The organism is Caulobacter rhizosphaerae, from assembly GCF_010977555.1.
In the GTDB taxonomy this organism is placed as follows: domain Bacteria; phylum Pseudomonadota; class Alphaproteobacteria; order Caulobacterales; family Caulobacteraceae; genus Caulobacter; species Caulobacter rhizosphaerae.
Window position 1 is genome coordinate 1740342 of the sequence record NZ_CP048815.1, and the last position, 23450, is coordinate 1763791.

Genomic DNA, 23450 nt, shown 5'->3' on the forward strand with positions numbered 1-23450 from the left:
GCCGGAAAGCGGGCTAGGATCGGCAGGGTCTGCCAGTCTTTGCGAAAATCAGGTCACGATGAAGCTCACCCGCGCCGATCGGAAGATCCTGGAGATCCTCCAGCAGGACAGCTCGGTCACGAACGTCGAGCTGGCCGAGCGGGTCGGGCTGTCGCCCAGCCCCTGCCTGCGACGGGTCAAGCAGTTGGAGGCCTCGGGCCTGATCGCCGGCTATGTGGCGCTGCTGGACCGCCGCAAGGCGCGGCTGGACCTGCTGGCCTATGTCGAGGTCCAGGTCGACCGCCACAGCGAGACCGCCGCCGAGGCCTTCGCCGACGCCGTGCGCCGCGAGCCGATGGTGGTGGGCTGCCACGCCATGACCGGCGGCTACGACTACCTGCTGCGCGTGGTGGCCCCCAACCTGGACGCCTATGCCGACTTCACCATGAAGCGCCTGCTGAAGATGCCGGCGGTCAAGGACATCCGCTCGTCCTTCGTGCTGGAGACGATCAAGGACGCCACGGCGTTGCCGCTGGATTATCTGGAGTAGGGGTGAGCCGATTTCAGGCTTCGACCCGTTGCGGACTCATCAGCGCCGAGCAAGCTTGCCAGAATCCGGTTCTAAGGTACAGCTTGGAGCTGACTTCCAGCGAGAACCGCTTGTGCAAGCACTTCCCGACAGTCTGCTTACAATCGCTGCGATCCTGTCCATCGTTCCTTCGCTGCTGCTCGCCGTGCCCAGTGCGATGATCCTGGCGAGGGTGGGCCATAGCCCCTGGTGGGCGCTGCTCGTGTTTGTTCCGCTAGTGAACTTTGTGGCTCTGTGGGTTTTCGCTTTTGGTCGATGGCCTGCGAGCACGCCCCGCACTTAGTCCGACAAGGTCAGCTCCTGAGAGCGGTCTGATTTCCGTTCCCGCCCCTTAGCGGACGTTTGGCCCAGCGCCGCGGCCATGGCAGAACGCACTTCATGGTGGATACCGACGCTTTGTTTCGGATTGGCGACGCCGCTGAGGAAGCCGGCGACTTTGGCTTGGCGCTACGCTCGTTCGAACGTGGTGCGGCGCTCGGGTCGCCTGAATGCCTTACGCGATTGGCCTACTTATACGACGTGGGCGTCGGAGTTGAGGTCGATAAGGACCTCGCGATGGCACTCTATCAGCGTGCCTGGCGTCGAAATGGTTCGGTGGTGGCGGCTCAAAATATAGCGATCCTCTACCACGAGGTGGGGCGGTATCGTGAGATGTTCCGTTGGTATCAGAGGGCAGCCAGGAATGGCGATGGGAGCGCCCAGCTTGATTTGGCGAAATGTTATCTCGACGGCTTAGGTGTTCGGAAAGATATTCAGTTAGCTGTACGGGCACTCGCGATTGCAGAAGGCTCCATCTACATAACGGAGTACGAGCGCGACGAGGCGCTCGCCCTTGTCGAGATGTTGAAACCTCGCCTAATCTAAAACGGCTGCTCACCACCCTTCTCGGACTATCGAAACGTCAGCTTTTTGGAACTCATCCGCTCGTCGGATGGGCCACGCCTTAAAGCCTTGGTGGATGACGTCAGGGGCGAGGGCGGCAAATGCCGCTTTGCCTCCCCCTGCGGGGAGGGGGGGCCCGCTTAGCGGGTCGGGTGGGGGATCGGTGCAGGGTGTTGGACGGGGCTTTGACAGCTGAGTCAGCGAGCCCCACCCGACCCTGGCGCTGCCAGGGCCACCCTCCGCATGAAGGGGAGGGAAGGGCGTTCGGGGCGCTATCCACTCGGCGGATAGGGAATTAAGTTAAGAGATTTCAACGGCCTGAACTTTCTCGACCCAAACCTATCCCCACCCTCCAGACCGCCCCCATAATCAGAGCTGCCCCACCGCTGGGGAGGCCGTCCAGCTGGCGACCTGACGGGCGGTGCGGGGCGGTCGAGCGGGAAGCGTCCGTCGGCCGGTGTCGAAGGGCCCTTCGGGTCGGTCGGCGGAACGTGGGGGCCTCGGATGGGGTTTCGGGCGGGCCGGACCGGACGGCGGGAACTCCCCCTCAAGGCCGGACGGCGAAACGCACCAGGCGCGGGCTGAAATCGCCCGCGCGGTCCGGAGGGTTTGCCGACCTTCCGCCCGCCGGGGGCCTCCATCGGAGCGGGTTAAAAATCCGCGATCCGAAGGCTCTCGTCCACCGGCCGCGCGGAGCGCTCCGGCCCAGGCCGAAACGGTGTTCCTACAAACTCTATTCCGGGCATGGCCCGGAGCGCTCCGCCGCCTCCCGACCCCGCCGGCTCAAACCGGCGGAAGGGCGCCCTCGTGCGTCCCTACGCTGTCATCCCGGACAAGCGCGCAGCGCGCCGATCCGGGACCGACGCGTGAACTCGGCCCTTCCGGCGGTCCCGGATCTTCGTTTCGCCAGGTCCGGGACGCCAACCGATGGATACCGGTCTCAGGAAGGCGATTTGTGGGGAATAAATGGCATAATATGACCAGCTGTAGATGGTTCATGGTCATCATCGCCACAACTCGCCGCGATCAAGGCCCTATCCTGCCGCCGTACCCTTTTCCGGAGCGCGGCGCATGCTGGTTGTCGATCAAAAGTCCCTGTCGCCCGCCCTGGTCTCGCCGGTGCGTCCGGCGCTGGAGGGCGTGGGCGCCTACAAGGCCGGCATGACCCTGGCGGAGGCGGGACGCCTGGCCGGACGCGCCGACCTGTCCAAGCTGGCCAGCAACGAGAACCTGCTGGGCGCCAGCCCCAAGGTCGCGGCGGCGGTGCAAGAGGCCCTAGCCAGCCCCGAGATCTATCCCGACCCCTATTGCGAGACCCTGCGCGCCGCGATCGGCGCGCGGCTGGCGGTGGATCCGGCCCGGATCGTCATGACCCCGGGCTCCGAGGCCCTGATCGACTACCTGTTCCGCGCGGTGCTGCATCCTGGCGACAGCATCCTGCTGTCCTCGCCGACCTTTCCGGCCTACGAGATCTTCGGCCGCTGCGCCGAGGCCAGCCTGATCGACGTGCCGCGTCTCCAAAGCTTCGACCTCGACGTCGAGGCGTTCAAGCTGGAGGCGGCCAAGGGGCCCAAGCTGCTGGTGCTGTGCACGCCCAACAACCCGACCGGCAATGCGACCAGCGGCGTCGACCTGGCCGAGATCCTGGCCGTCACCCCGCGCTCGACCGTGGTCTTCATCGACGAGGCCTATCGAGAGTACCACGAGGCCTTCGACACCCTGGCCCTGCTGAAAGCCTGGGGCGGAACCTGGGTCGCGGCGCGGACCTTCTCCAAGGCCTATGGCCTGGCCGGCCTGCGAGTGGGCTACGGAATCTGCTCGTCGGCCGAACTGGTCGGCTACCTGGACCGCATCCGCCCGCCGTTCAACGTCACCGCCGTCAGCCAGGCCGCCGCCCTGGCCGCCTGGGACGACGTCGAGCACCTGGAGCGCACTGTGGCCCTGACCATCGCCGAGCGCGGCCGCGTCGAGGCGGCGCTGGACGCCCTGGGCGTCCAACGCACCGACAGCGCCGGCAACTTCGTCTTCCTGCGCAGCCCGGCCGGCGCCGAAGCCACCGCCGCGCGTTTGCTGCGCGAAGGGCTGATCATCCGTCCCACGCCCGTGCCCGGCGGCTGGGTGCGGATCACCATCGGCCGTCCCGCCGACAACGACCGCCTGATCGCCGCCCTGCCGGCGGCCCTGGCCGTGTGACGGAGATCGCGCCGTCGCCACATTCGCCCTCGTCCTGAGCTTGTCGAAGGACGAGGGCGCACCACCTTTCCATCACGATCGCTTCGCTGGAGCCATCCCATGACGATCACGACCGAAAACCCCCTGGGCCTCGACGGCTTCGCCTTCGTCGAGTTCACCAGCCCCGAACCCGCCGCCATGAAGGCGCTGTTCGAGCAGATGGGCTTTGTGCCCGCCTCGACCCATCCGACCAAGGCCGTGACCCGCTACAAGCAGGGCCGCATCAACCTGCTGGTCAATGACGAGCCGACCGGCCAGGTCGCCGAGTTCCGCGCCGCCCACGGCCCCTCGGCCAATGGCATGGCCTTCACCGTCGCCGACGTCGACCAGGCCTATGCCGAGGCCCTGAAGCGCGGCGCCGTGGCGGCCGACGCGAGCCTGACCGTGCTGGGCGACGGCGCGCGGGTGCTGGAAGGCATCGGCGGCTCGATGCTGTACCTGGTGGCCGGTCCGGACGCGGTGTTTTCCAGCTGGACGCCGGTCCCCGGCGCGGCCGAGGCCGAGGCGGCCAACTCGGTCGGTCTCGACCTGCTCGACCACCTGACCCACAACGTCAAGCGCGGCCAGATGCGCACCTGGTCGACCTTCTATCGCGACGTCTTCGGCTTCGAGGAGCAGAAGTATTTCGACATCAAGGGCCAGGCCACGGGCCTGTTCAGCCAGGCGATGATCGCTCCCGACAAGGCCATCCGCATCCCGCTCAACGAGAGTCAGGACGACCAGAGCCAGATCGAGGAGTTCATCCGCCAGTACAACGGCGAGGGCATCCAGCACCTGGCCCTGACCACCGACGACATCTACGACACGGTCGAGCGCCTGCGGGCCCGGGGCGTGCGGCTGCAGGACACCATCGAGACCTATTACGAGCTGGTCGACAAGCGCGTGCCCGGCCACGGCGAGGACCTGGAACGCCTGAGGAAGAACCGCATCCTGCTGGACGGCAAGGTCGGCGAGGAAGGCCTGCTGCTGCAGATCTTCACCGAGAACCTGTTTGGCCCGATCTTCTTCGAGATCATCCAGCGCAAGGGCAACCAGGGCTTCGGCAACGGCAACTTCCAGGCCCTGTTCGAGAGCATCGAACTGGACCAGATCCGCCGCGGCGTGATCACGGTCGAGGCTTGAAGGCTTTCGGTTCGGTGGGGGAGGGCGCTAACTTTCCTCCCCCCATCCCGGCGTTCGCGGCAAGATGGACAACGATCGTCAAAGGCCATGTTACGGGGCCCGAATCCCCATCATTCTAAGGGACAAAGTCCGTCAGAAATGGTGCTGAGCCTCTCCACCCCGTGCGTTGGGTGGAGCAGCCCCTTGTCCGAGAAGGTTTTATGTCCCGATACGACCGCCCCCTTGCTGGAACATTGGTTCGGCCTCTCGATCAGATCCCTGTCCTGACCGTGGTTTTTCCGACCTGGAAGCGCCCGGCGGAATTGACCCTGGCGGTCTCCAGCGTGGCGGACCAGATCGACGGCGAACTTGCCGGCAAGGTGGAGATCATCATCTCGGACAACGCGTCGGGTCCGGAAACCCACGCGGCCTTGCAGCGGCTGAGCGAGACCTACCCATCGGTCAATTACTACATACACGCCGAAAACTACGGCGGCATGTACCAGGTCGCCATAGCGCCTCATCGCGCGAGAGGCCGATGGACGTGGGTGTTCGGGGATGATGACGTCCTGGCCCCGGGAGGACTGAAAGCCGTCCTGGAGGTCCTGGAGAACGATCAGCCCAGTTTCCTGACCATCAACCGGCAGGTCTGGGACATCAGCCTCAGCAAATGCCTGACGGCGACTCGACACAACCTGCCTGATATGCGGTTCGATACCTTTGTTGATTTTCTGAAGGTATTTGGATTCGACCAACTTAGCTTTTTCACGTCCCAGGTCTATGACACCGAGCTGGCTAAAGCCTTTGATGTCGAGTCATATCTAGGTTCGCTCTGTCGCTATGCGCAGCTGCCCTATTACCTGGAAGTGTTTTACGGGCAGCCAACCTTCTATCTCTCGAAGGCGGTGGTCTTGCATCGGTTCGATGCGGACGATTTCTCCGTGCACAGGTCCAACTTCCATAGCTTGGCGACCTCGCTCCCGGCGCTCGTTCAAGAGGTGGTGGATCGCACGGGGCTGGATCCAGGCCTGCTCGAGCAGATATCCGGCCGGCGGCTGCTGCTGGGGCCGGAGAGCCGCAGGATAACCTTCGTCGACAACACCTTGCAGAACCTGTGGCGCTGCATGGCGACCGGCATGGAGATTGCCGACGCGGAGTGGGCCGTACTGCATCAGATCAGTTCGAAGTGGCGGCCGGATCGCGCCGAGACCTTGGCGGAGATCCATGAAGTCTATCGCAAGATCGCCACCGCGTTCGGGCACTATGAGACGCTTGTCGCCAACCATCGCACCTGGACCACGCCGGCTGGGCGGACCTATTCGCAAGAGGAAGCCGAGTTGATCGAGCGGGCGGAGGCGGCGATACGGTTCATGCAGAACAATATCAACGACGCGCGACAGATGGCCTCCGATGTGGCGGGTAGTTTCGACTGAAACGTGCTGTGCTCGGCCGTAGTTTTATTGCACGGAGATGAGCGGTGGTAAGGCAGTTTTTGAGGTCCGCATGACCGACGCGCTCCAATACCAATCCGGATTCGGCAATCACCTCTCCAGCGAGGCGGTTCCCGGCGCGCTGCCGGTCGGCCAGAACTCGCCGCAGAAGCCGCCGTTCGGCCTCTATGCCGAGCAGCTGTCGGGCACGGCCTTCACCGCGCCACGCCACGAGAACCGCAGGAGCTGGCTTTATCGCCTGCGGCCCAGCGCCGGCCACGGGCCTTACGCGCCCTATGTCCAGGACCGGCTGAAGAGCAGCCCGTTCGACGCCGCCGCGCCGACGCCCAACCGCCTGCGCTGGGACCCGATGGACGTTCCGGCCGAACCGGTCGATTTCGTCGACGGCCTGGTGACGATCGGCGGCAACGGCGACGTGGCGACCCAGATCGGCATGGCCGCGCACCTCTACCTGGCCAACCGCTCGATGATCGACCGGGTGTTCCAGAACGCCGATGGCGAGTTGCTGGTCGTGCCCCAGCAAGGGGCCCTGCGCTTCGTCACCGAGTTCGGCCGCATCGACGTCGCGCCGGGCGAGATCGTGGTCATTCCCCGGGGCGTGCGGTTCCGCGTCGAGCTGGACGGTCCGGCGCGGGGCTATGTCTGCGAGACCTACGGCGCGGCCTTCCGCCTGCCGGAGCTGGGGCCGATCGGCTCGAACGGCCTGGCCAACAGCCGCGACTTCCTGACCCCCGTCGCCGCCTTCGAGGACCTGGAGCGCCCAACCGAGGTGATCCAGAAGTTCCAGGGCGGCCTGTGGCTGGGAACCTGGGACCACAGCCCGCTGGACGTGGTGGCCTGGCACGGGAATCTCGCGCCCTACAAGTACGACCTGGCGCGGTTCAACACGATCAACACGGTCAGCTTCGACCACCCGGACCCGTCGATCTTCACCGTGCTGACCGCGCCCAGCGAGATTCCGGGCACGGCCAATGTCGACTTCGTGATCTTCCCGCCGCGCTGGATGGTGGCCGAACACACCTTCCGCCCGCCCTGGTTCCATCGCAACGTGATGAGCGAGTTCATGGGGCTGGTCACCGGCGCCTACGACGCCAAGGCCGGCGGTTTCTCGCCGGGCGGGGCCAGCCTGCACAACATGATGAGCGACCACGGGCCCGACGTCGCCAGCCACACGGGCGCGACGCAGGCCGAGCTTGCGCCGCACAAGATCGACGGGACCCTGGCCTTCATGTTCGAAAGCCGCTGGGTGATCCGGCCGACGAAGTTCGCGCTGGAGACTTCCGCGCTTCAGGCCGACTATGACGCCTGCTGGACCGGCTTTCCGAAGGCCAAGCTGCCCTAGGACGCCGGTCGGCCCAACAACGAAGCAAAGAGGAAGCGCCCATGAAGCTTGCGTCCCTGAAGGGCGGCCGCGACGGCCGGCTGGTGGTGGTCTCCAACGACCTGGCCTGGTTCACCGACGCCGGAACGATCGCGCCGACCCTGCAAGCCGCCCTCGACGACTGGGAGCGCTGCCAGCCGATGCTGAAGGCCCTGGCCGAAAGCCTCGAGCATGGCGGCGTGCCCCAGGAGCGCTTCCACGAGCACGAGGCCGCCAGCCCCTTGCCCCGAGCCTACCAGTGGATCGACGGCAGCGCCTATGTGAACCACGTGCAGCTGGTGCGGCAGGCCCGCGGGGCGGAGATGCCGGAGAGCTTCTGGACCGATCCGCTGATGTACCAGGGCGCCTCGGACGGCTTCCTGGGGCCGCGCGACACCATCCCCCTGGCCAACTCCGCCTGGGGCTGCGACCTGGAGGGCGAGGTGGCGGTGATCGTCGGCGACGTGCCGCTGGGGGCGACCCGCGAGGAAGCCCTGGAAGCCATCAGCCTGGTCATGCTGGTCAACGACGTTTCCCTGCGCAACCTGATCCCGGACGAACTGGCCAAGGGCTTCGGCTTCGTCCAGTCCAAGCCGGCCAGCGCCTTCTCGCCGGTGGCGGTGACGCCGGCCCTGCTGGGCGACGCCTGGAAGGACGGGAAGCTGCACGGCGAGCTGCTGGTCACCCTGAACGGCGAGGACTTCGGCAAGGCCGACGCCGGGGTCGACATGACCTTCGATTTCGGGACCCTGGTGGCCCACGCCGCCAAGACCCGCGCCCTGGCGGCCGGCACCATCGTCGGGTCGGGCACCGTCAGCAACCGCGGCCCCGATGGCGGGCCCGGCAAGCCGATCGCCGAGGGCGGCGTGGGCTATTCGTGCCTGGCCGAACTGCGCACGGTCGAGACCATCCTGGGCGGCGCGCCCAAGACGCCGTTCCTGATGGGCGACGACACGATCCGCATCGAGATGCGCGACGCCAAGGGACACTCGATCTTCGGCGCCATCGAGCAGACGGTCGAGCGCATTTGAGCCAAGGGGCCGCGCCCGAAGCCGAGTCCGTCGGGCGGGTCTGGGTCACGCCGGCCGGCGTGACCCTGGGTCCGCTCGACCAGATCGCCGATCCGGGGGCGCGAAACTATGTGCTGCAGATCGGCGACAAGCGCTTTCACGGCTTCGTGGTGCGCCGGGGCGAGGCGGCGTTCGGCTATGTCGACCGCTGCCCGCACGCCGGCCTGCCGCTGGCCCAGGTGCTGGACCGCTACCTGACCGACGACGGCCAACTGATCGCCTGCTCCTGGCACGGGGCGCTGTTCCAGCCGGAGACAGGCGTCTGCGTCGGCGGGCCTTGCGTCGGGGCGCGGCTGTCGCCCTGGCCGGTGCGGGTGGAGGACGGGCGGATCGTCACGGCCTGAGGCCTGCACGGAAACTCCATGCCGTCTCTCCCGTCCGTGGAAACCCGCGCCACGATCACAGGACGGCGCGCCCCTAGTCTGCTCCGACGGAACAGGGAGCCGACCGATGCCTTTCGCCCAGGTGCAGATGAACGACTACGCCGTGGTCATCCACGCGGGCAACGACGCCTGGACTTGGCAGGTGATGGATTTCGACGCCAGGGTCGCCGCCAGCGGCGAGGCGCCAGACCGCGAGAGCGCCTGGCGCAGCGGCCTGTTCGCCGCCGGGGCGGTCGGTAGCCTGGCTCGGATTGGCCGCCGGCTCTGAGCTTCGGGCCAGGCGACAGGCAAAAGAAAGGCCGCCTTCCACAGGAGAGAAGACGGCCGAAGTCGCATAGGAGGAAACGCCCAGAAGGGCTGAAACCTCTATAGCGGAAGATTGCTTTCGTGACAACGTTGTCATAGAATTTTTTTCAGGCAGAGCTGAAAACCGTCGCCGTGTCGGCCGAACCGCCTTGGCGCGGGCTTCGCGGGCCGTCAGACTCGGTCCGATTCAGACGGAGACGCCCGTGAGCCTGACCCTCCGCCTCGCCGTTCCCGAGGACCTGCCGGAGCTGCGCACGTTGATGAACGCGTCCATCGGCGAACTGCTCAGGCCCTTCCTGACGCCGGACGCGGTGGCGGCCTCGTTCGACATCATGGGGCTGGACAGCCAGCTGGTCGCAGACGGGACCTATTTCGTGGTCGAGGACGACGGAGCGCTTGCCGGTTGCGGCGGCTGGAGCCGGCGGGCCACGCTGTTTGGCGGCGATCATTCGACGGGACGCGACGCGGCCCTGCTGGACCCGGCGCGCGATGCGGCTCGGGTGCGGGCGATGTACACCCATCCCGACCATGTCCGCAAAGGCGTGGGCCGGCTGATCCTGGAGGCCTGCGAGGCCGCGGCGGCCGGGGAGGGGTTCGTCCGCTGCGAACTGGCCGGAACGCTCGCCGGCGAGCCCCTGTACCGCGCCTGCGGCTATCGGGAGATCGAGCGGTTTACCGCGCCGACGTCCCGCGGGGTCGAGGTGCCGCTGGTGCGGATGGGCAAGGCGCTGGCGGGCGCCGTTTCCCGATAGAAAAAGGGCGGGTCCTAGGACCCGCCCTTTCTTACGCTACTCGGTACGCTGGTCTTAGCGGAACAGGCTGAGGATCGACGACGAAGACTGGTTCGCGATCGACAGCGCCTGGATGCCCAACTGCTGCTTGGTTTGCAGCGACTGCAGCTTGGCGCTTTCCTTGGCCAGGTCGGCGTCGACCAGGTTGCCCACGCCCGCGTCGAGGCTGTCTTGCAGCTTGCCGACGAAGGTCAGGTGGGTGTCCAGGCCGGTCGAGCTGGTGCCCAGCGAGGCCAGCTTGTTGGTCGCCGTGCCCAGGGCGTTGCTGACGGTGGTGATCATCGTCTTGGCCGCGGCGGCCGTCGTGAACGACGACGTCGCCGTCAGACCCAGGCCGGCCAGCGACAGGGTCTTGGCGTTGACGGTGAACTGCGAACCGTCCGAGTTGGCCAGGAAGGCCAGCTTGGTGGTCGAACCGTCGGCGATCGAGACGCCGTTGAACTTGGCGTTGGTGACGGCCTTGGTGATCTGGTCGCGCAGGCTGTCGAAGTCCGACTTCAGGGCGTTGAACGAAGCGGTGTTCAGCGAGGTGTCGGAAGCGGCCAGGGCCTTTTCCTTCATCTTGCCCAGCAAGTCGGTGACCGTGTCGCCCGCGGCCAGGGCCACGTCGATGGTCGATTGGCCGCGCTGGAGCGAGTCCTTCACGGCGTTCATCGAGCTGGCGGTCGAGGACTGCGTCTTGGCGATAGCCCAGATCGCGCCGTTGTCCTTGGCGTTGCCGACCTTCTTGCCGGTGTTGATGCGCTGCTGCGTGACCTGAAGTTCGGCGTTGGTGCTGTTCAGGTTTTGCAGGGCGATCATCGCGCCCGAGTTCGTATTGATGCTGTTCAGAGCCATTTCGGCGATTTCCCATTCAAGGTGTCCGACGTCATTTTGACAGCCGGGAGCATTTTGCTCATCGCCAGCATCCACGGTCGTGCTTTCGATAAAGTAAAAGTGTCGCAGCTAATTTCGCGGGGTGGATAATGCCTCGTTAGTCATTTCGATTCGGCGAAAGTCGTGACCCTGAATCGAGTTCATTTGACCGAGAGTCCTGCCGTCGGTTCTTGATTTTGCGTCGACTCTGTCGGCGGTCCGACTGTTCCTGAAAACACCCTGTCGCTGCGGCGCGTCGCTCGGGCGGCGAGTCTTGCCGGACCGGACAAAAGAAAAGGGCGGGTCCGATGGACCCGCCCTCAAGATGCTGAACTCGAAGTCCGAACCGCTTAGCGGAACAGGCTGAGGACAGACTGGGTCGACTGGTTGGCGATCGACAGCGCCTGCACGCCCAGCTGCTGCTTGGTCTGCAGCGATTGCAGCTTGGCGCTTTCCTTGGCCAGGTCGGCGTCGACCAGATTGCCCACGCCGGCGTCGAGGCTGTCCTGCAGCTTGCCGACGAAGGTCAGGTGGGTGTCCAGGCCGGTCGAGCTGGTGCCCAGCGAGGCTAGCTTGTTGGTCGCCGTGCCCATGGCGGTCGAGACCGTGGCGATCATCGTCTTGGCCGCGGCGGCCGTCGTGAACGACGAGGTGGCCGTCAGGCCCAGGCCGGCCAACGACAGGGTCTTGGCGTTGACCGTGAACTGCGTGCCGTCCGAGTTGGCCAGGAAGGCCAGCTTGGTGGTCGAGCCGTCGGCGATCGAGACGCCGTTGAACTTGGCGTTGGTGACGGCTTTGGTGATCTGGTCGCGCAGGCTGTCGAAGTCCGACTTCAGGGCGTTGAACGAAGCGGTGTTCAGCGAGGTGTCGGAAGCGGCCAGGGCCTTTTCCTTCATCTTGCCCAGCAGGTCGGTGACCGTGTCGCCCGCGGCCAGGGCCACGTCGATGGTCGACTGGCCGCGTTGCAGCGAGTCCTTCACCGCGTTCAGCGAGCTGGCGGTCGAGGACTGCACCTTGGCGGTGGCCCAGATCGCACCGTTGTCCTTGGCGCTGCTGATCTTCTTGCCGGTATTGATGCGTTGTTGCGTGACCTGAAGTTCGCTGTTGGTGCTGTTCAGGTTCTGCAGGGCGATCATCGCGCCCGAGTTGGTATTGACGCTATTCAGCGGCATCCGACGTATTCCTATTCAAGGTGTCCGACGTCATTTTGACGGTCGAGAGCATTTTGCTCGTGATCAGGATGTCGGCTGCCTGTTTAAAATGGATGAACCCGGAACTTCATGCTTGAGAAGAACTGCCGGGGTGGGAAAAATCTGCAGCGTTATATTCTTCGGGTTGGGGTTGTGTGTCGATTTGACGCAATAACGGCCTGAGCCAGCCGCCGTCTTGGGTTGCCGCAACTCACGGGCCGAAGGCCGGCCGCCGCCGCCTGCGGCCAAATGTCCGCCGACAGACGTCAGGCGCACAGCCGCTGCGGCGCCACGTCGCGGTCGTCGGCCTCGAAAAGGTCGAAGGCCTCTTCCCAGGCGGCCTGTCGCGAGGCGCGCAGGGCCGCGTCATCGATGATCCGCACGATCTGGTCCTCGCGATCGTTCCACACCAGGCTGATGTCGGCGGCGCGCTCGGCGTCGCGGCCCAGCAGCAGGATGATGTCGGGCCGTAGCACCCGCTCGGGGCTCAGCCGCATCAGGGTGCGCCCACCGCCGAGATCGCGATGGATGTCGGCGAAGTCGAGCACGGCCGAGATCATGGCGGCGCTGACGGGGGCGACGTGCCAATCCTGGGCGAGAAGACGGGTCATGGGCTGGGCTCCAGATCGGGTGTTCTGTGCGGCGGGTTCTTGAGTCTCGCTTTTGAAGGTGTGCTGCGTCAAAAACGGTCGTATAAAATTCGGCCATGCGACACGACAAGGCGACCCGACTGCTGGACCTAGCCCGGATGCTGGCCGGATCGTCCGAAGGCCTGACCTTGGACGAGATGGCCCGCGCCATGGGCGTGGGCCGGCGCACGGCCGAGCGGATGCGCGACGCGGTCTGGGCCGCCTTCCCGCAGATGGAGGCGATCGAGGATCCCCCGACCAAGCGCTTCCGCATCCCGTCAGGTCTGGATAGTCTGTTCCAGACCCCGACCGCCGAGGAACTGGCGGCCCTACGCACCGCCGCCGACAGCTACGCCGCCGGCGGGGCCGAGGGGCGGGCGGCGGCCCTCTACGCTCTGGAGCGCAAGCTGCTGTCGGCCCTGCGCGGCGCGGCGCGGCGCAAGGTGGCTCCGGACGTCGAGGCCCTCGTCCAGGCCGAAACCATAGCCGTCCATCCCGGCCCCCGCCCGTTCGAGAGCGAGCAGGTGTTGAGCGCCATCCGCACGGCCGTGAAGGGCCTTCAGGCCTTGTCGTTCCGCTACGAGGGCGGCAGTGCGCCAGGCCGGACCCGCAAGGTCACGCCCCTGGGCATCCTGTTCGGCCACAGCAACTATCTGGTGGCGACCGAAGGCCGGGACCCCAGGCCCCGAACCTTCCGCCTGGATCGCATGCAGGCCGTGGCGGCGCTGGACGAGCCGGCGCCGCCGCCGGCCGACTTCTCGCTGCAGGCCTTCGCCGACGAGAGCTTTGGCATCTACCACGGCCAGATCGAGGACGTGGTCCTGCGCATCGGCCCCAGCCGGGCCGAGGACGCCCTGCGCTGGCGCTTCCATCCCAACCAGGTCGTGACCCAGGACCCGGACGGCTCGGTCACCGTGGCCTTCCTGGCCAGCGGCATGCTGGAGCTGTCCTGGCATCTATTCACCTGGGGCGACGCGGTGGAGATCGTCTCGCCGCCGGGGCTGCGCGAGATGATGGTCGAGGAACTGAAGACGGCGCTGAAGGCGCACGAGGGCTGACGCCGTAGCGCAGAGCGGTCAGGGCTGCTCTTCGACGAAGGCGCGGACGATCTCGGCGAAGGTCGCGGGGCGCTCGACGTACATCAGGTGGCCGCTGGCGGGCACGACTATCCTGCGGGCGTGCGGCATCAGGGTCTCCAGCGCCTTGGCCTGTTCCTGCACGTCCTTGATGTCGACCTCTCCGACCAGGACCAACGTCGGCGCCTGGATCTCGCCCAGGCGCGGCTTGGCGACGGCCAACGGCCGCTCGCGCGCGCCGGCGCCCAGATTGCCGGGATTGGCCTTCAGCCAGGCCACCACCCGGGCGCGCTCGGCGTCGGCGGTCTTGGTCAGGATGTAGGGGTCCTTCACCGCGCCCTCCAGGTCGCCCATCTTCACCTTGGCGACCAGGTTCAGGCTGCGGGCGATGAAGCCGAGCGAGACGTCGAAGCCGCTGACCCAGGGACCGACCAGCACCAGGCGATCGACGGCCTCGGGATGGGCCAGGGCGTAGTCGACGGCGATCCCGCTGCCCGACGACGAGCCGACGAAGGTGGCGTGCTCCAGTCCGACCGCCTTCATCAGGGCTTCCAGGTCCTTGGCCGGAGCATAGGCCGCCGGGGCGGGAGACGAGGCGCCATAGCCCCGGCGATCGTAGCGGACGACCCGGAAGCGCTGGCAGAGGATTGGCCAGACGTCGTCGAAGGCCGCCGAGTGCAGGATGCCGTCGTGCAGTAGGACGATCGCCTTGGGGCCAACGCCGCAGGTCTCGTAGGCCAGCGTCCCGCCGTCGATGTCCAGGGTGGCGCGGGTCGAGGTCTGGGCCTGGGCCGCCGCTCCGCCGCCGCAAAGCAGCAGGCAGCCGGCCGCGATCGCCGCGGCGGGCGTCGAAAACAGTCTCATGGGGGTCTCCGGGGGTGAAGCGCCGTCAGCCGGCGCGCTTGAACTCGTCTTGCTCGCGTTCGGGCGTGGCTTCCGGCGCGTATTCAAGGATGTCGCCCGGCTGGCACTGCAGGTAGGCGCAGATCGCCTCCAGGGTCTCGAACTTCATGCCCTTCACCTTGCCGGACTTCAGCAGCGAGAGATTGGCCTCGGTGATGCCGATGGCGCGGGCCAGGACGTTGGAGCGCACCTTGCGCCTGGCCAGCATGACGTCGAGACGCAGGATGATCGGCATCAGACGAACGCCTCGCGGTCTTCCTCGATCTCGCGTCCCACCCGCATGACCTGGCCGATCACGAAGACCAGCAGGCCCAGCACCAGGGCCTGGACGCTGGCCATGTGAGCCCAGTTCCTGTCGATCTCGTAGCCCGTGGCGCTGAGGAACAGGTGGCAGACGAAGGGTGAGAGGGCGTAGGCGCACAGCCAGCCGCCGATCCGGCTGAAGCTCCGGCCGTTCTCGGGCGAGAACACCCGGCCTCGGGCGTAGAGGCGGAACAGCGCGCGCAGGCTCCAGAACAGCATGATGATCGGCGTCGCGCGCACGATCCCGACCAGGCAGTAGATCAGCCGGTGCGGCAGGGGCAGCGAGCCGAAGGCGACGGAGTTGGGCGGCCCGGCGCCGATGTAGCAGTTGTCGGGCCCGATCCGGACCAGCTCGCCCTTGTAGAACAGCATGGCGCCCAGGGCTGTGACGAGGATGGCCGTCGACAGGACCAGCAGGCCGGTGAACAGCCAGGCCAGAGCGCAGCTGCCCTGGCGCACGCGGCGCTGGGCGGCGGTTTCCGGCGCGGCGATCGTCTCGGCGCGCGGCTTGAGTTTGATGACGGTGCTCATAACGTCCTCCCGTGACGCCAAGGTCGTCGTGAAATTTCTTTCTGTCAAACGATAATTATTCAACGCGGATCGCGGCGAGCACGCTTGCCCGCCCGATGGACTCGAAAAAAGTCGCGGGTCATGTCGAGAATGGCCGGACGGCTCCGACTTGCCCTCGAAAGCGCCGGAGGACGGCGCTCCAACCGAAGGGAACCGACGATGAAGTACATCCTGATGATGCAGTACCCCGCGGCCGGCGGGGACGTCCCGTCCATGGACCAGTGGCCGCAGGCGGCGGTCCAGGCGCACATGGAGCATCTCCGCCTGTTCCGGGAGGAGTTCACCACCTCGGGCGAGATGATCGTCACCCATGCCTTGGCGGGGCCCGACGATGCGCGGTTCGTGCGGGCGCGCCAGGGCGCGGCGCCCGAGGTGACCGATGGTCCGTTTCCGGAGACCAAGGAGTTCCTGGCCGGCTATGTCATCGTCGATGTCGATACGGCCGAGCGAGCCTACTACGCCGCTTCGCGCTGGTCGGAAGGCCCTGGTCCCGATGGCGCGCCGCTGAACCTGCCGGTCGAGGTGCGGCGGATCATGTGGGCCAGCGGCGAGGACATGTGACTGTGGCCTCGGCGGCGCTGGACCGCCAGACGACGGACCTGCTGCGCGAGTTGGCGCCGCGGGTCCTGTCGGCCGTCGTTCGCCGCTACCGCGACTTCGCCGCCGGCGAGGACGCAGTGCAGGAAGCCTTGCTGGCCGCCGCGCGTCAGTGGCCGCAGACCGGCCTGCCGGCCAATCCGGGCGGCTGGCTGGCGCAGGTCGCCTCGCGACGGATGACCGATCAGATCCGCCGCGAAATCGCCCGGCGGCGGCGCGAGGCGGTGGCCATGGAGGGCGACGTCCAGGTGGTGTCGCCATCCGACGACCTGGACGCCCTGGCCGGGCGCGACGACACGCTGAACCTGCTGTTCATGTGCTGCCACCCGGCCCTGACCTCGTCCTCGGCCATCGCCCTGACGCTGCGCGCGGTGGGCGGCCTGACGACGGCCGAGATCGCCAGCGCCTTCCTTGTGCCCGAGGCGACGATGGCCCAGCGCATCAGCCGGGCCAAGCAGAGCATCCGCGCCTCGGGCGCGCCGTTCGAGGCCCCGGACGCCACCGAGCGCGGCGAGCGGCTGCGGTCGGTGCTGCATGTCCTGTACCTGATCTTCAACGAGGGCTATGCGGCCAGCGCCGGGCCCGTGCTGCAACGGGCCGACCTGGCGATCGAGGCGATCCGGCTGGCGCGCGCCGTCCGGGCCCTGCTGCCGGACGACGGCGAAGTGGCCGGCCTGCTGGCCCTGATGCTGCTGACCGACGCCCGACGTTCGGCCCGGACGGGGCCTGACGGCGAGCTGATTTCGCTGGCCGAGCAGGATCGCGGCCTCTGGGACGCCACGGCGATCGCCGAGGGCGTGGCGCTGGTCGAAACCAGCCTGGCGCGCGGCGCGGTCGGCCCCTATCAGCTCCAGGCCGCCATCGCCGCCGTGCACGACGAGGCCGCTCGGGCCGAGGACACCGACTGGCTGCAGATCCTGGCGCTGTACGGCCTGCTGGAGCGGATGGCCGACAATCCGATGGTCCGGCTGAACCACGCCGTGGCCCTGGCGATGGCGCAGGGGCCGCGCGCCGGTCTGGAGCGGCTGGCCGAGCTCAAGGGCGACAAGCGTCTCGCCGGCCATCACCGGCTGGCGGCGGTGCGGGCCCACCTGTTGGAGATGGCTGGGGATCGGGACGAGGCGATTGGCGCCTATCGGACGGCGAGCGCGCTGACCGCCAGCGCGCCCGAGCAGCGGTATCTGCTGGCGCGGGCGGCGCGGCTGGCGGGGACCTAGGGCGCCGCTACCTTGCGGGGCATCCCAGGTCCGCGGCGTAGACCCGCCAGCCCTTCACGGTCTCCCGGCGTTGCGCCTCGGTCCCGCCATTGGATATGTCGCCGAAAGACTGGCCAGTGATCTGGTTCAGAATGGCGTCGAGCGCGTCGACCACTTGCTCGGGACCGTAGTGGCGCACGCCCTCGAAAGCGTTGGTCGCGTGATTTGTCAGGGAGATCGTCGGCTCGGCCAGGAGGCGGTGATCCTCCATGTGGGCCACGATCGCCGGAACACCGGCGGGGCCCAGCGCTTCCAGCCGCGCGAAGATCGCCCGCTGACGAGCGTCGGCGCCAGCACGCCCGCGTAGTCCGCCCAGTTCCGAAACCAGGCGGCGAACTTCCGCATCGTGGGCGGCCGGGGTGGGAGTGGCGCGAAGCACTGAAGCCTGGCGGGCGATCTCGGTTCGCACGCCGGCTTCGGCCCCGGCGGCGGGCGCCAGCGCCTTGGGGGAATGGCCGGCGAAATAGAATTTCGCCGGCGAACCGGCTTGGGTCAGGAAAAGCAGGGCTGGCGTGTTGATGGCGGCCCGCAGGGCGTCGGGCGACGGAAGATAGGACTCGTCCTTGGGATAGATCTGAACGGCGTTCGGCCTTGGGCCCTTCAACGAGATCGCTTCCTCCAACGGCACGGGGATGTACTCAGGATGCGCGATGGCGTTCGCCAGGGCCTCCTGTGAAAGGCCGAGGCGTCCCTGGACGATGCTGGACGAGGCCGCGACCAGTCGAGCCAGTTCGGGCGAGGCGGGGCAGGCGCGGGGCGCCGCGGCGACGGGCCAAGCGGCCAGGATTGCTACGCAGGTCCAAGGCGCGAAACGTTGGAATGACATCGATAACCCCGGCGACTCCGGCCAAGCTTGGCGCGAGGTTGACGCCCTAGCAAGCTCAGTTGGCCACCAGCTTCAGTAGCGCCAGCTCCTTGGCCCTGGGCGACGAGGCTCGCCGCCTTGGCAGTTGGCTGGTCTCGAAGGCTTCGAGGACCTTCGGGTGAATATAAGCCGCGCGGCAGACGGCGGGGGTGTTGCCCAGCAGGCCGGCCACGGCCTTGACGCAGGTGTTGAGCGTGCGCTTGGCCTCCGCCTGGGTCGTGGGCGGAGGGCTCATGCTGAGCGCTTCAAGCGCCGCCAGCGAGCCGTACCAGGTGCGGAAGTCCTTGGCCGAGAAGTCGTCGCCGCAGGCGGCGCGGATGTAGTCGTTGACGTCGCTGCTCTCGACCGCCCGCCGCTGGCCGTCCTCGTCGATGTACTGGAACAGTCGCTGGCCGCGCAGCTCCTGGCAGGCGGCGACGATGCGGGCCAGGCGACGGTCGCGGAAGCCCGTCCTGTGCATCTTGCCGCTCTTGCCCTTGAACTCGAACACCGCACCGCCGCCGGCCAGCTTCAGGTGGCGCTTCTGCATCGTCGTCAAGCCGAAGCTCTTGTTGGTTCTGGCGTATTCGTCATTGCCCACCCGGATCAGGGTCAGCTCCAGCAGGCTGACCACGGCGGCCAGCACCTTCTCGCGCGGCAGGCCCCGGCGCGCTAGGTCGGCGGCCACGCGCCGCCGCAGCCGGGGCAGGGCGCGCCCGAAGGCGGCCATGCGATCGTACTTGCGCGCGTCGCGGTCGGCCCGCCAGTCGGGGTGATAGCGATACTGCTTGCGGCCCTTCTGGTCGCGGCCGACCGCCTGGATGTGGCCATTGGGATCGGGGCAGATCCAGACGCTGGTCCAGGCCGGCGGAATGGCCAGGGCCCTGATCCGCGCCAGGGTCGTCTCGTCCTTCACGGGCCGGCCGTCCTCGTCGACATAGGAAAAGCCTTTGCCGCGGGGCAGGCGACGGACGCCCTGCTCCTGGTCGTTGACATAGGCCAGCAGGGCGCGTTCGGCGGGAGGGGTCTCGAGCGTGTCGCGGGGCACGGTCATCACCTCGCTGGACGGTCCGCGCCGCCGTTCTCGGAAATATCCTGGTCCATCGCCTGGCTCCCAACCTATCGTCGGCCAACGTGATAGACGGAGCGCCGGTTCCGGGAGCGACGCGCCAGACATGAACTACCGACACGCCTTCCACGCCGGCAATTTCGCCGACCTGCAGAAGCACGCGATCCTGCTGGCCTTGCTGGAGGCGCTGACCGCCGAGGACACGCCCCTGTCGGTGATCGACACCCATGCCGGAGCCGGGGCCTACGACCTGGGCGGCGACATGGCCCAGCGCTCGGGCGAGGCGGCGGCCGGGATCGGCCGACTGCAGGCGATGGCGCAGGTTCCGACGGTGTTCGCGCCGCTCGTGGCGGCGGTGAGGGCCTTGAACGGCGGCGGCGCGGGGTCGCTCTATCCCGGCTCGCCGCTGCTGATCGCGCGGGCCCTGCGCAAGACCGACCGCTACACCGCCTGCGAACTGCGGCCCGACGACTTCGACAGCCTGCGCCGGACCCTGGCCCCCTATGCCTTCGCCCAGGCGCTGAAGGACGACGGCTACGCCACGGCCGCCGCGCGGGCGGGGAAGGGCGGGCGCACCTTCGTCCTGATCGATCCGCCGTTCGAGCGCAGCGACGACTACGCCCAGATCGTCGCCACGACAAAGGCGGTGCTGGCCCGGGACAGGGACGCGGTGATCGCCGCCTGGATGCCGCTGAAGGACCTGGAAACCTTCGACGCCTTCATGCGGGCGATGGAAACCGTCACGAACGACGCGCTAGCTGCGGAGCTGCGCCTGCGGCCGCTGACGGATCCGATGAAGATGAACGGTTGTGCGATGGTCGTGGTCGGGACGCCGAAGTCCGCCGAAGGCGTGATCGCCGAGGTCACGACCTGGCTGGCCGACACGCTCGGCGACGCCGGCGCCAAGGCGCGGGTCTGGCGCGCGTGACGACCGGCCAGCCCAGCTTTCGGCAAGCGTTTTGGGTCTGGTTGAAGGTCGGCTGCCTGGGCTTCGGCGGTCCGGCCGGCCAGATCGCCTTGCTGCACCGCGAGGTGGTGGAACGGCGCGGCTGGGTCGACGAGGAACGGTTCGCCCACGCCCTGAGCTTCTGCATGCTGCTGCCGGGGCCGGAGGCCCAGCAACTGGCCACCTGGCTGGGCTGGCGCCTGCACGGCGTGCGCGGCGGGATCGCGGCGGGCCTGCTGTTCGTTCTGCCGGGTCTGGCCGTGATGCTGGGCCTGTCGGCGCTGTACGTCGCCCACGGCCGCGCGGCCTGGGCGGGACCGGCCCTGCTGGGGCTGAAGGCGGCGGTGGTCGCCCTGGTGCTGCAGGCCCTGATCCGCATGGGCGGCCGAGCGATCAAGGGCGTCGCCGGCTGGTGGGCGGCGGGCCTGGCCTTCGCCGCCCTGACCTTCACCGTTCTGCCCTTTCCGCTGATCATCCTGGCCGCCGGCGCGGTCGGCTGGATCCTGGGCGGCGGCGCGGTGGCGGTCGTACCCGCGGAAACGGGGACACGGACTCCCTGGCGCACCGCCCTGGTCTGCCTGGCGATATGGCTGGCGCCGGTGCTGCTGGCCCTGGTCTTGGCGCCGGGATCCACCCTGGCCCGGATGGGCGGGGTGTTCAGCATCCTGGCCATGGCCAGCTTCGGCGGCGCCTATGCGGCCCTGGCCTATGTCGGCCAGGCGGCGGGCGCGTTCGGCTGGCTGGCGCCGGGCCAGATGCTGGACGGCCTGGGCCTGGCCGAGACGACGCCGGGGCCGCTGGTGCTGGTCCTGGTCTTCGTCGGCTTCGTCGGGGCCTACCAGAACGCGCCGCCGGAATGGGCCTGGATCGCCGCCCTGGCCGGCGGGCTGATGGCCGCCTGGACCACCTTCGCGCCGTCGTTCCTGTGGATCTTCGCCGGCGGGCCGGTCTTCGAGCGCCTGCGCTCGCGCCCCCGGCCGGCGCGCGCCCTGTCCCTGGTCTCGGCGGCCGCCGTCGGGGTGATCGCCAACTTGGCCGTCTGGTTCGCGGTCCACCTGCTGTTCCGGGTCGGCGCGGTCCGGGCCTGGGGACCCCTGAGGGCCGAGGCGCCCGACCTGGGCAGCGTCAACCTTCCGGCGGCGGGACTGACCCTCCTGGCCTGCGGCCTGGTGTTCGCGTTGCGCGTCCCGATCCTGGCGGTGGTGGGGGCGATGGTCGCCGCCGGCCTGGCCCTGGGCGCAACAGGACTGATTTGATCCCAAGGTTGCGATTATGCGACTCGCCAACGGCAAAACCGTGTTATGCTGCACTGCAACAAACGGTTGTTGGAGCTCGGCCATGACCCTGTCATTCCTTCCCGAACTGCCCAAGATCGATCCTGAAAAGGGCCCGAACCTGATGGCCGGCGCGGCCTCGCCGCTGTGGCTGGTGTTCGGCGGCGCGGCGATGGCCGGCGCCACCTGGTGGTGGTGGTCGGCCCGCTGGCGCGAGGCGGTCAATGTCGAGGCCCTGCTGGCGCCGACCCTGACCGGGGCCCTGACCGGGGGCTTGCCCGCGTCTGAACCCGTCACACTGGCGCCCGAGCCGGCCGTCGAAGCTCCGATCGACCCCGTCACCGAGGCGCCCGTCCTGGCGCCGGTCGAGGCGACCGCTGGCGCCGAGACGGTCGCCGAAGTCGCGCTCGACACCGCCGAAACCGTGACGACCGAGGTCCAGGAAACCCTGGACGCCGCCGCCGGGCCGGCCGTCGAGACGGCCAAGTCGGCGGCCGACGACCTGACCCAGCTGGTCGGGATCGGTCCCAAGCTGGCCGCGTCCCTGGCCGAGCTGGGTGTAACGCGCTTCGAGCAGATCGCCGCCTGGGGCGCCGAAGACTTGGCCGACGTCGACGCCAAGCTGAACCTGCGGGGCCGCGCCGAACGCGACGCCTGGGTCGCCCAGGCCAAGCGGCTGACGAGCCTCTAGCCGCCCCAAGTACGGCCAGGAAAGCGCCAGGTCCGTTCGCCCGGCGACAACCAAGTCCGCCGCGGGGCGTTGACCTGACATGACCGAACGCAGCGAAACCCTTGAGGGCTACGTCGTCGACGAAGGCCCCGCCAGCGAGCGCCAGAAGGCGCATCAGGCCTGGCGGCACGCGGAGACCATCAAACGGCTCTCCGACCGGCTGATCGGCATAGGGCCGTTCGGCCTGGGGCTGGACGGGGTTCTGGCCTGGGTCCCCTGGGCGGGCCTGGCCTACGGCCTGGGCGCGGGCGGTCTGTTGCTGTTCCATGCCGTTCAAGCCAAGGCGTCCACCCCGACCCTGGCGCGGATGGCCGCCTATCTGGCCGCCGACAACCTGTCCGACACCGTACCGGTGCTGGGCTGGGCCGTCGACACCCTGTTCCCGGGCCACCTGATGGCGGCCAAGGCGTTGCAGAAGGACGTCGAAGCCCGGCACGGCCTGCCCGAAGAGATCGACCCGAAGACCCGCAAAAAGCGCAGGTCGAAGAAGACGCGGTCCTAGGCGCTAGGCGCCCGGACCGGACGGTTGTCGATCACAGGTTCAAGGGCGGCCGGGTGACGATTGACCGGAACCGTTCTTGCCGGCCGTAGGCTATCCACCAGACGCCGAGGCCCGTGAGAAGGCCGGCCGCCGCGCCGGTCAGGTGCATGGCGACGGCTTGGGTGTCTTCGTCGTCAAAGGTCTTCAGCAGGGCGGCGAAGGCCAGACCGGTCGCCAAACCCACAAAGGCCGCCGCCGATCGGTATTGCCGGTCCAACTGATGCAGCACCGCCCAGGCCACGCAGGCCGGCAGCACGAAGATCCAGCCCGCGAGCAGGCTCATCATCAGCGCGCCAGGCAGGGCCGCCACCACGATGGAAATCCTGTGCGGCTCCTTCGGCAGCGCCATGGCCGCGGCCAGCAGGTATACGGCCAGGGGCGGAAAAGCGAAGGCGAACAGGATCGCCGCGACGACTCGCGGCGGGCTGGTCATTTCGCGTGCGGGCTGGAACATGGCGGGTCTCGACGGAGGAACGATCGCTCCATCCAGCCCGCCGCGTGTGAACCGAAGATCGCGCTCCCC

General features: G+C 67.9%; 26 protein-coding genes. 17 read left to right on the forward strand and 9 right to left on the reverse strand.

What is annotated here, in order from left to right; translation table 11 throughout:
- Positions 1 to 58: 58 nt before the first annotated feature.
- From G3M57_RS08295 to G3M57_RS08340, 10 genes are all read left to right on the forward strand, one after another.
- Positions 59 to 529: an Lrp/AsnC family transcriptional regulator gene (locus G3M57_RS08295; protein WP_056760809.1), complete on the forward strand. Its 471-nt coding sequence runs from the start codon at positions 59 to 61 to the stop codon at positions 527 to 529.
- 417 nt (positions 530 to 946) lie between these two features.
- Positions 947 to 1432: a tetratricopeptide repeat protein gene (locus G3M57_RS08300; protein WP_056752492.1), complete on the forward strand. Its 486-nt coding sequence runs from the start codon at positions 947 to 949 to the stop codon at positions 1430 to 1432.
- Positions 1433 to 2521: 1089 nt separating this feature from the next.
- Complete coding sequence (locus G3M57_RS08305; protein WP_056752490.1) at positions 2522 to 3643, forward strand: pyridoxal phosphate-dependent aminotransferase; 1122 nt, start codon at positions 2522 to 2524, stop codon at positions 3641 to 3643.
- Positions 3644 to 3742: 99 nt separating this feature from the next.
- Positions 3743 to 4804 carry a 4-hydroxyphenylpyruvate dioxygenase gene (gene hppD / locus G3M57_RS08310; protein WP_056752488.1) on the forward strand — a complete coding sequence of 354 codons (1062 nt, stop codon included), beginning with the start codon at positions 3743 to 3745 and terminating at the stop codon, positions 4802 to 4804.
- 200 nt (positions 4805 to 5004) lie between these two features.
- A complete protein-coding gene (locus G3M57_RS08315; protein WP_082564464.1) occupies positions 5005 to 6216 on the forward strand; it encodes a glycosyltransferase family 2 protein in 1212 nt (403 codons plus the stop codon).
- A gap of 70 nt (positions 6217 to 6286) precedes the next feature.
- A complete protein-coding gene (gene hmgA, locus G3M57_RS08320; protein WP_056752482.1) occupies positions 6287 to 7576 on the forward strand; it encodes a homogentisate 1,2-dioxygenase in 1290 nt (429 codons plus the stop codon).
- A gap of 41 nt (positions 7577 to 7617) precedes the next feature.
- Positions 7618 to 8625 (forward strand): fumarylacetoacetate hydrolase family protein, encoded by a 1008-nt coding sequence (locus G3M57_RS08325; RefSeq protein ID WP_056752479.1) that lies wholly within the window; start codon positions 7618 to 7620, stop codon positions 8623 to 8625.
- Positions 8622 to 9008, forward strand: coding sequence for a Rieske (2Fe-2S) protein (locus tag G3M57_RS08330; RefSeq protein WP_056752477.1), 387 nt, complete (start codon positions 8622 to 8624; stop codon positions 9006 to 9008). Before G3M57_RS08325 ends, G3M57_RS08330 begins: the two co-directional genes overlap by 4 nt.
- Positions 9009 to 9114: 106 nt before the next feature.
- Entirely contained in the window at positions 9115 to 9315 is a 201-nt protein-coding gene (locus G3M57_RS08335; RefSeq protein WP_056752474.1) for a hypothetical protein, read from the forward strand.
- Positions 9316 to 9556: 241 nt separating this feature from the next.
- Complete coding sequence (locus G3M57_RS08340; RefSeq protein WP_056752470.1) at positions 9557 to 10105, forward strand: GNAT family N-acetyltransferase; 549 nt, start codon at positions 9557 to 9559, stop codon at positions 10103 to 10105.
- 54 nt (positions 10106 to 10159) lie between these two features.
- Here the strand turns inward: G3M57_RS08340 and G3M57_RS08345 are convergent, their stop codons facing one another.
- The 3 genes from G3M57_RS08345 to G3M57_RS08355 form a co-directional block, all read right to left on the reverse strand.
- Complete coding sequence (locus G3M57_RS08345) at positions 10160 to 10981, reverse strand: flagellin (protein ID WP_163229945.1); 822 nt, start codon at positions 10979 to 10981, stop codon at positions 10160 to 10162.
- A gap of 368 nt (positions 10982 to 11349) precedes the next feature.
- On the reverse strand, positions 11350 to 12171 hold the full coding sequence (locus G3M57_RS08350) for a flagellin (RefSeq protein ID WP_163229947.1): 822 nt from the start codon (positions 12169 to 12171) through the stop codon (positions 11350 to 11352).
- A 284-nt stretch (positions 12172 to 12455) separates the two neighbouring features.
- Entirely contained in the window at positions 12456 to 12800 is a 345-nt protein-coding gene (locus G3M57_RS08355; protein ID WP_056752467.1) for a hypothetical protein, read from the reverse strand.
- A 95-nt stretch (positions 12801 to 12895) separates the two neighbouring features.
- Here G3M57_RS08355 and G3M57_RS08360 point away from each other — a divergent pair, with 95 nt between their 5' ends.
- The gene (locus G3M57_RS08360; protein WP_163229949.1) at positions 12896 to 13876 is read left to right on the forward strand and encodes a helix-turn-helix transcriptional regulator; all 981 of its coding nucleotides are present in this window, start codon (positions 12896 to 12898) and stop codon (positions 13874 to 13876) included.
- Positions 13877 to 13894: 18 nt separating this feature from the next.
- Here G3M57_RS08360 and G3M57_RS08365 read toward each other — a convergent pair whose 3' ends face one another.
- From G3M57_RS08365 to G3M57_RS08375, 3 genes are read right to left on the reverse strand one after another with little or no spacing between them, the layout of a single operon-like run.
- Positions 13895 to 14758, reverse strand: a complete 864-nt coding sequence (locus G3M57_RS08365; RefSeq protein WP_056752464.1) for an alpha/beta fold hydrolase — start codon at positions 14756 to 14758, stop codon at positions 13895 to 13897.
- Positions 14759 to 14783: 25 nt separating this feature from the next.
- Positions 14784 to 15032 carry a helix-turn-helix domain-containing protein gene (locus tag G3M57_RS08370; RefSeq protein ID WP_056752462.1) on the reverse strand — a complete coding sequence of 83 codons (249 nt, stop codon included), beginning with the start codon at positions 15030 to 15032 and terminating at the stop codon, positions 14784 to 14786.
- Positions 15032 to 15631 carry a DUF2975 domain-containing protein gene (locus tag G3M57_RS08375; RefSeq protein ID WP_056752459.1) on the reverse strand — a complete coding sequence of 200 codons (600 nt, stop codon included), beginning with the start codon at positions 15629 to 15631 and terminating at the stop codon, positions 15032 to 15034. Before G3M57_RS08375 ends, G3M57_RS08370 begins: the two co-directional genes overlap by 1 nt.
- A gap of 198 nt (positions 15632 to 15829) precedes the next feature.
- On the opposite strand from G3M57_RS08375, the gene G3M57_RS08380 reads away from it, so the two are divergent.
- Together G3M57_RS08380 and G3M57_RS08385 are read left to right on the forward strand one after the other, a co-directional pair.
- Positions 15830 to 16231, forward strand: a complete 402-nt coding sequence (locus tag G3M57_RS08380; RefSeq protein WP_056752456.1) for a YciI family protein — start codon at positions 15830 to 15832, stop codon at positions 16229 to 16231.
- The gene (locus tag G3M57_RS08385) at positions 16228 to 17484 is read left to right on the forward strand and encodes an RNA polymerase sigma factor (RefSeq protein ID WP_230983923.1); all 1257 of its coding nucleotides are present in this window, start codon (positions 16228 to 16230) and stop codon (positions 17482 to 17484) included. Before G3M57_RS08380 ends, G3M57_RS08385 begins: the two co-directional genes overlap by 4 nt.
- Positions 17485 to 17491: 7 nt before the next feature.
- Here G3M57_RS08385 and G3M57_RS08390 read toward each other — a convergent pair whose 3' ends face one another.
- Complete coding sequence (locus G3M57_RS08390; RefSeq protein WP_056752454.1) at positions 17492 to 18349, reverse strand: hypothetical protein; 858 nt, start codon at positions 18347 to 18349, stop codon at positions 17492 to 17494.
- Positions 18350 to 18404: 55 nt separating this feature from the next.
- On the reverse strand, positions 18405 to 19421 hold the full coding sequence (locus G3M57_RS08395) for a DNA topoisomerase IB (protein ID WP_056752451.1): 1017 nt from the start codon (positions 19419 to 19421) through the stop codon (positions 18405 to 18407).
- A gap of 121 nt (positions 19422 to 19542) precedes the next feature.
- On the opposite strand from G3M57_RS08395, the gene rlmJ reads away from it, so the two are divergent.
- The 4 genes from rlmJ (at position 19543) to G3M57_RS08415 (ending at position 22888) form a co-directional block, all read left to right on the forward strand.
- Positions 19543 to 20364, forward strand: coding sequence for a 23S rRNA (adenine(2030)-N(6))-methyltransferase RlmJ (gene rlmJ, locus G3M57_RS08400; RefSeq protein ID WP_056752448.1), 822 nt, complete (start codon positions 19543 to 19545; stop codon positions 20362 to 20364).
- Positions 20361 to 21638 carry a chromate efflux transporter gene (gene chrA, locus G3M57_RS08405; protein WP_056752445.1) on the forward strand — a complete coding sequence of 426 codons (1278 nt, stop codon included), beginning with the start codon at positions 20361 to 20363 and terminating at the stop codon, positions 21636 to 21638. Before rlmJ ends, chrA begins: the two co-directional genes overlap by 4 nt.
- 82 nt (positions 21639 to 21720) lie before the next feature.
- Complete coding sequence (locus G3M57_RS08410) at positions 21721 to 22347, forward strand: NADH-quinone oxidoreductase subunit E (RefSeq protein ID WP_056752443.1); 627 nt, start codon at positions 21721 to 21723, stop codon at positions 22345 to 22347.
- 79 nt (positions 22348 to 22426) lie between these two features.
- Positions 22427 to 22888, forward strand: coding sequence for a DUF4112 domain-containing protein (locus G3M57_RS08415; protein WP_056752441.1), 462 nt, complete (start codon positions 22427 to 22429; stop codon positions 22886 to 22888).
- Between the two features lie 31 nt (positions 22889 to 22919).
- Here G3M57_RS08415 and G3M57_RS08420 read toward each other — a convergent pair whose 3' ends face one another.
- Positions 22920 to 23381 (reverse strand): hypothetical protein, encoded by a 462-nt coding sequence (locus tag G3M57_RS08420; protein ID WP_163229950.1) that lies wholly within the window; start codon positions 23379 to 23381, stop codon positions 22920 to 22922.
- Positions 23382 to 23450 lie beyond the last annotated feature (69 nt).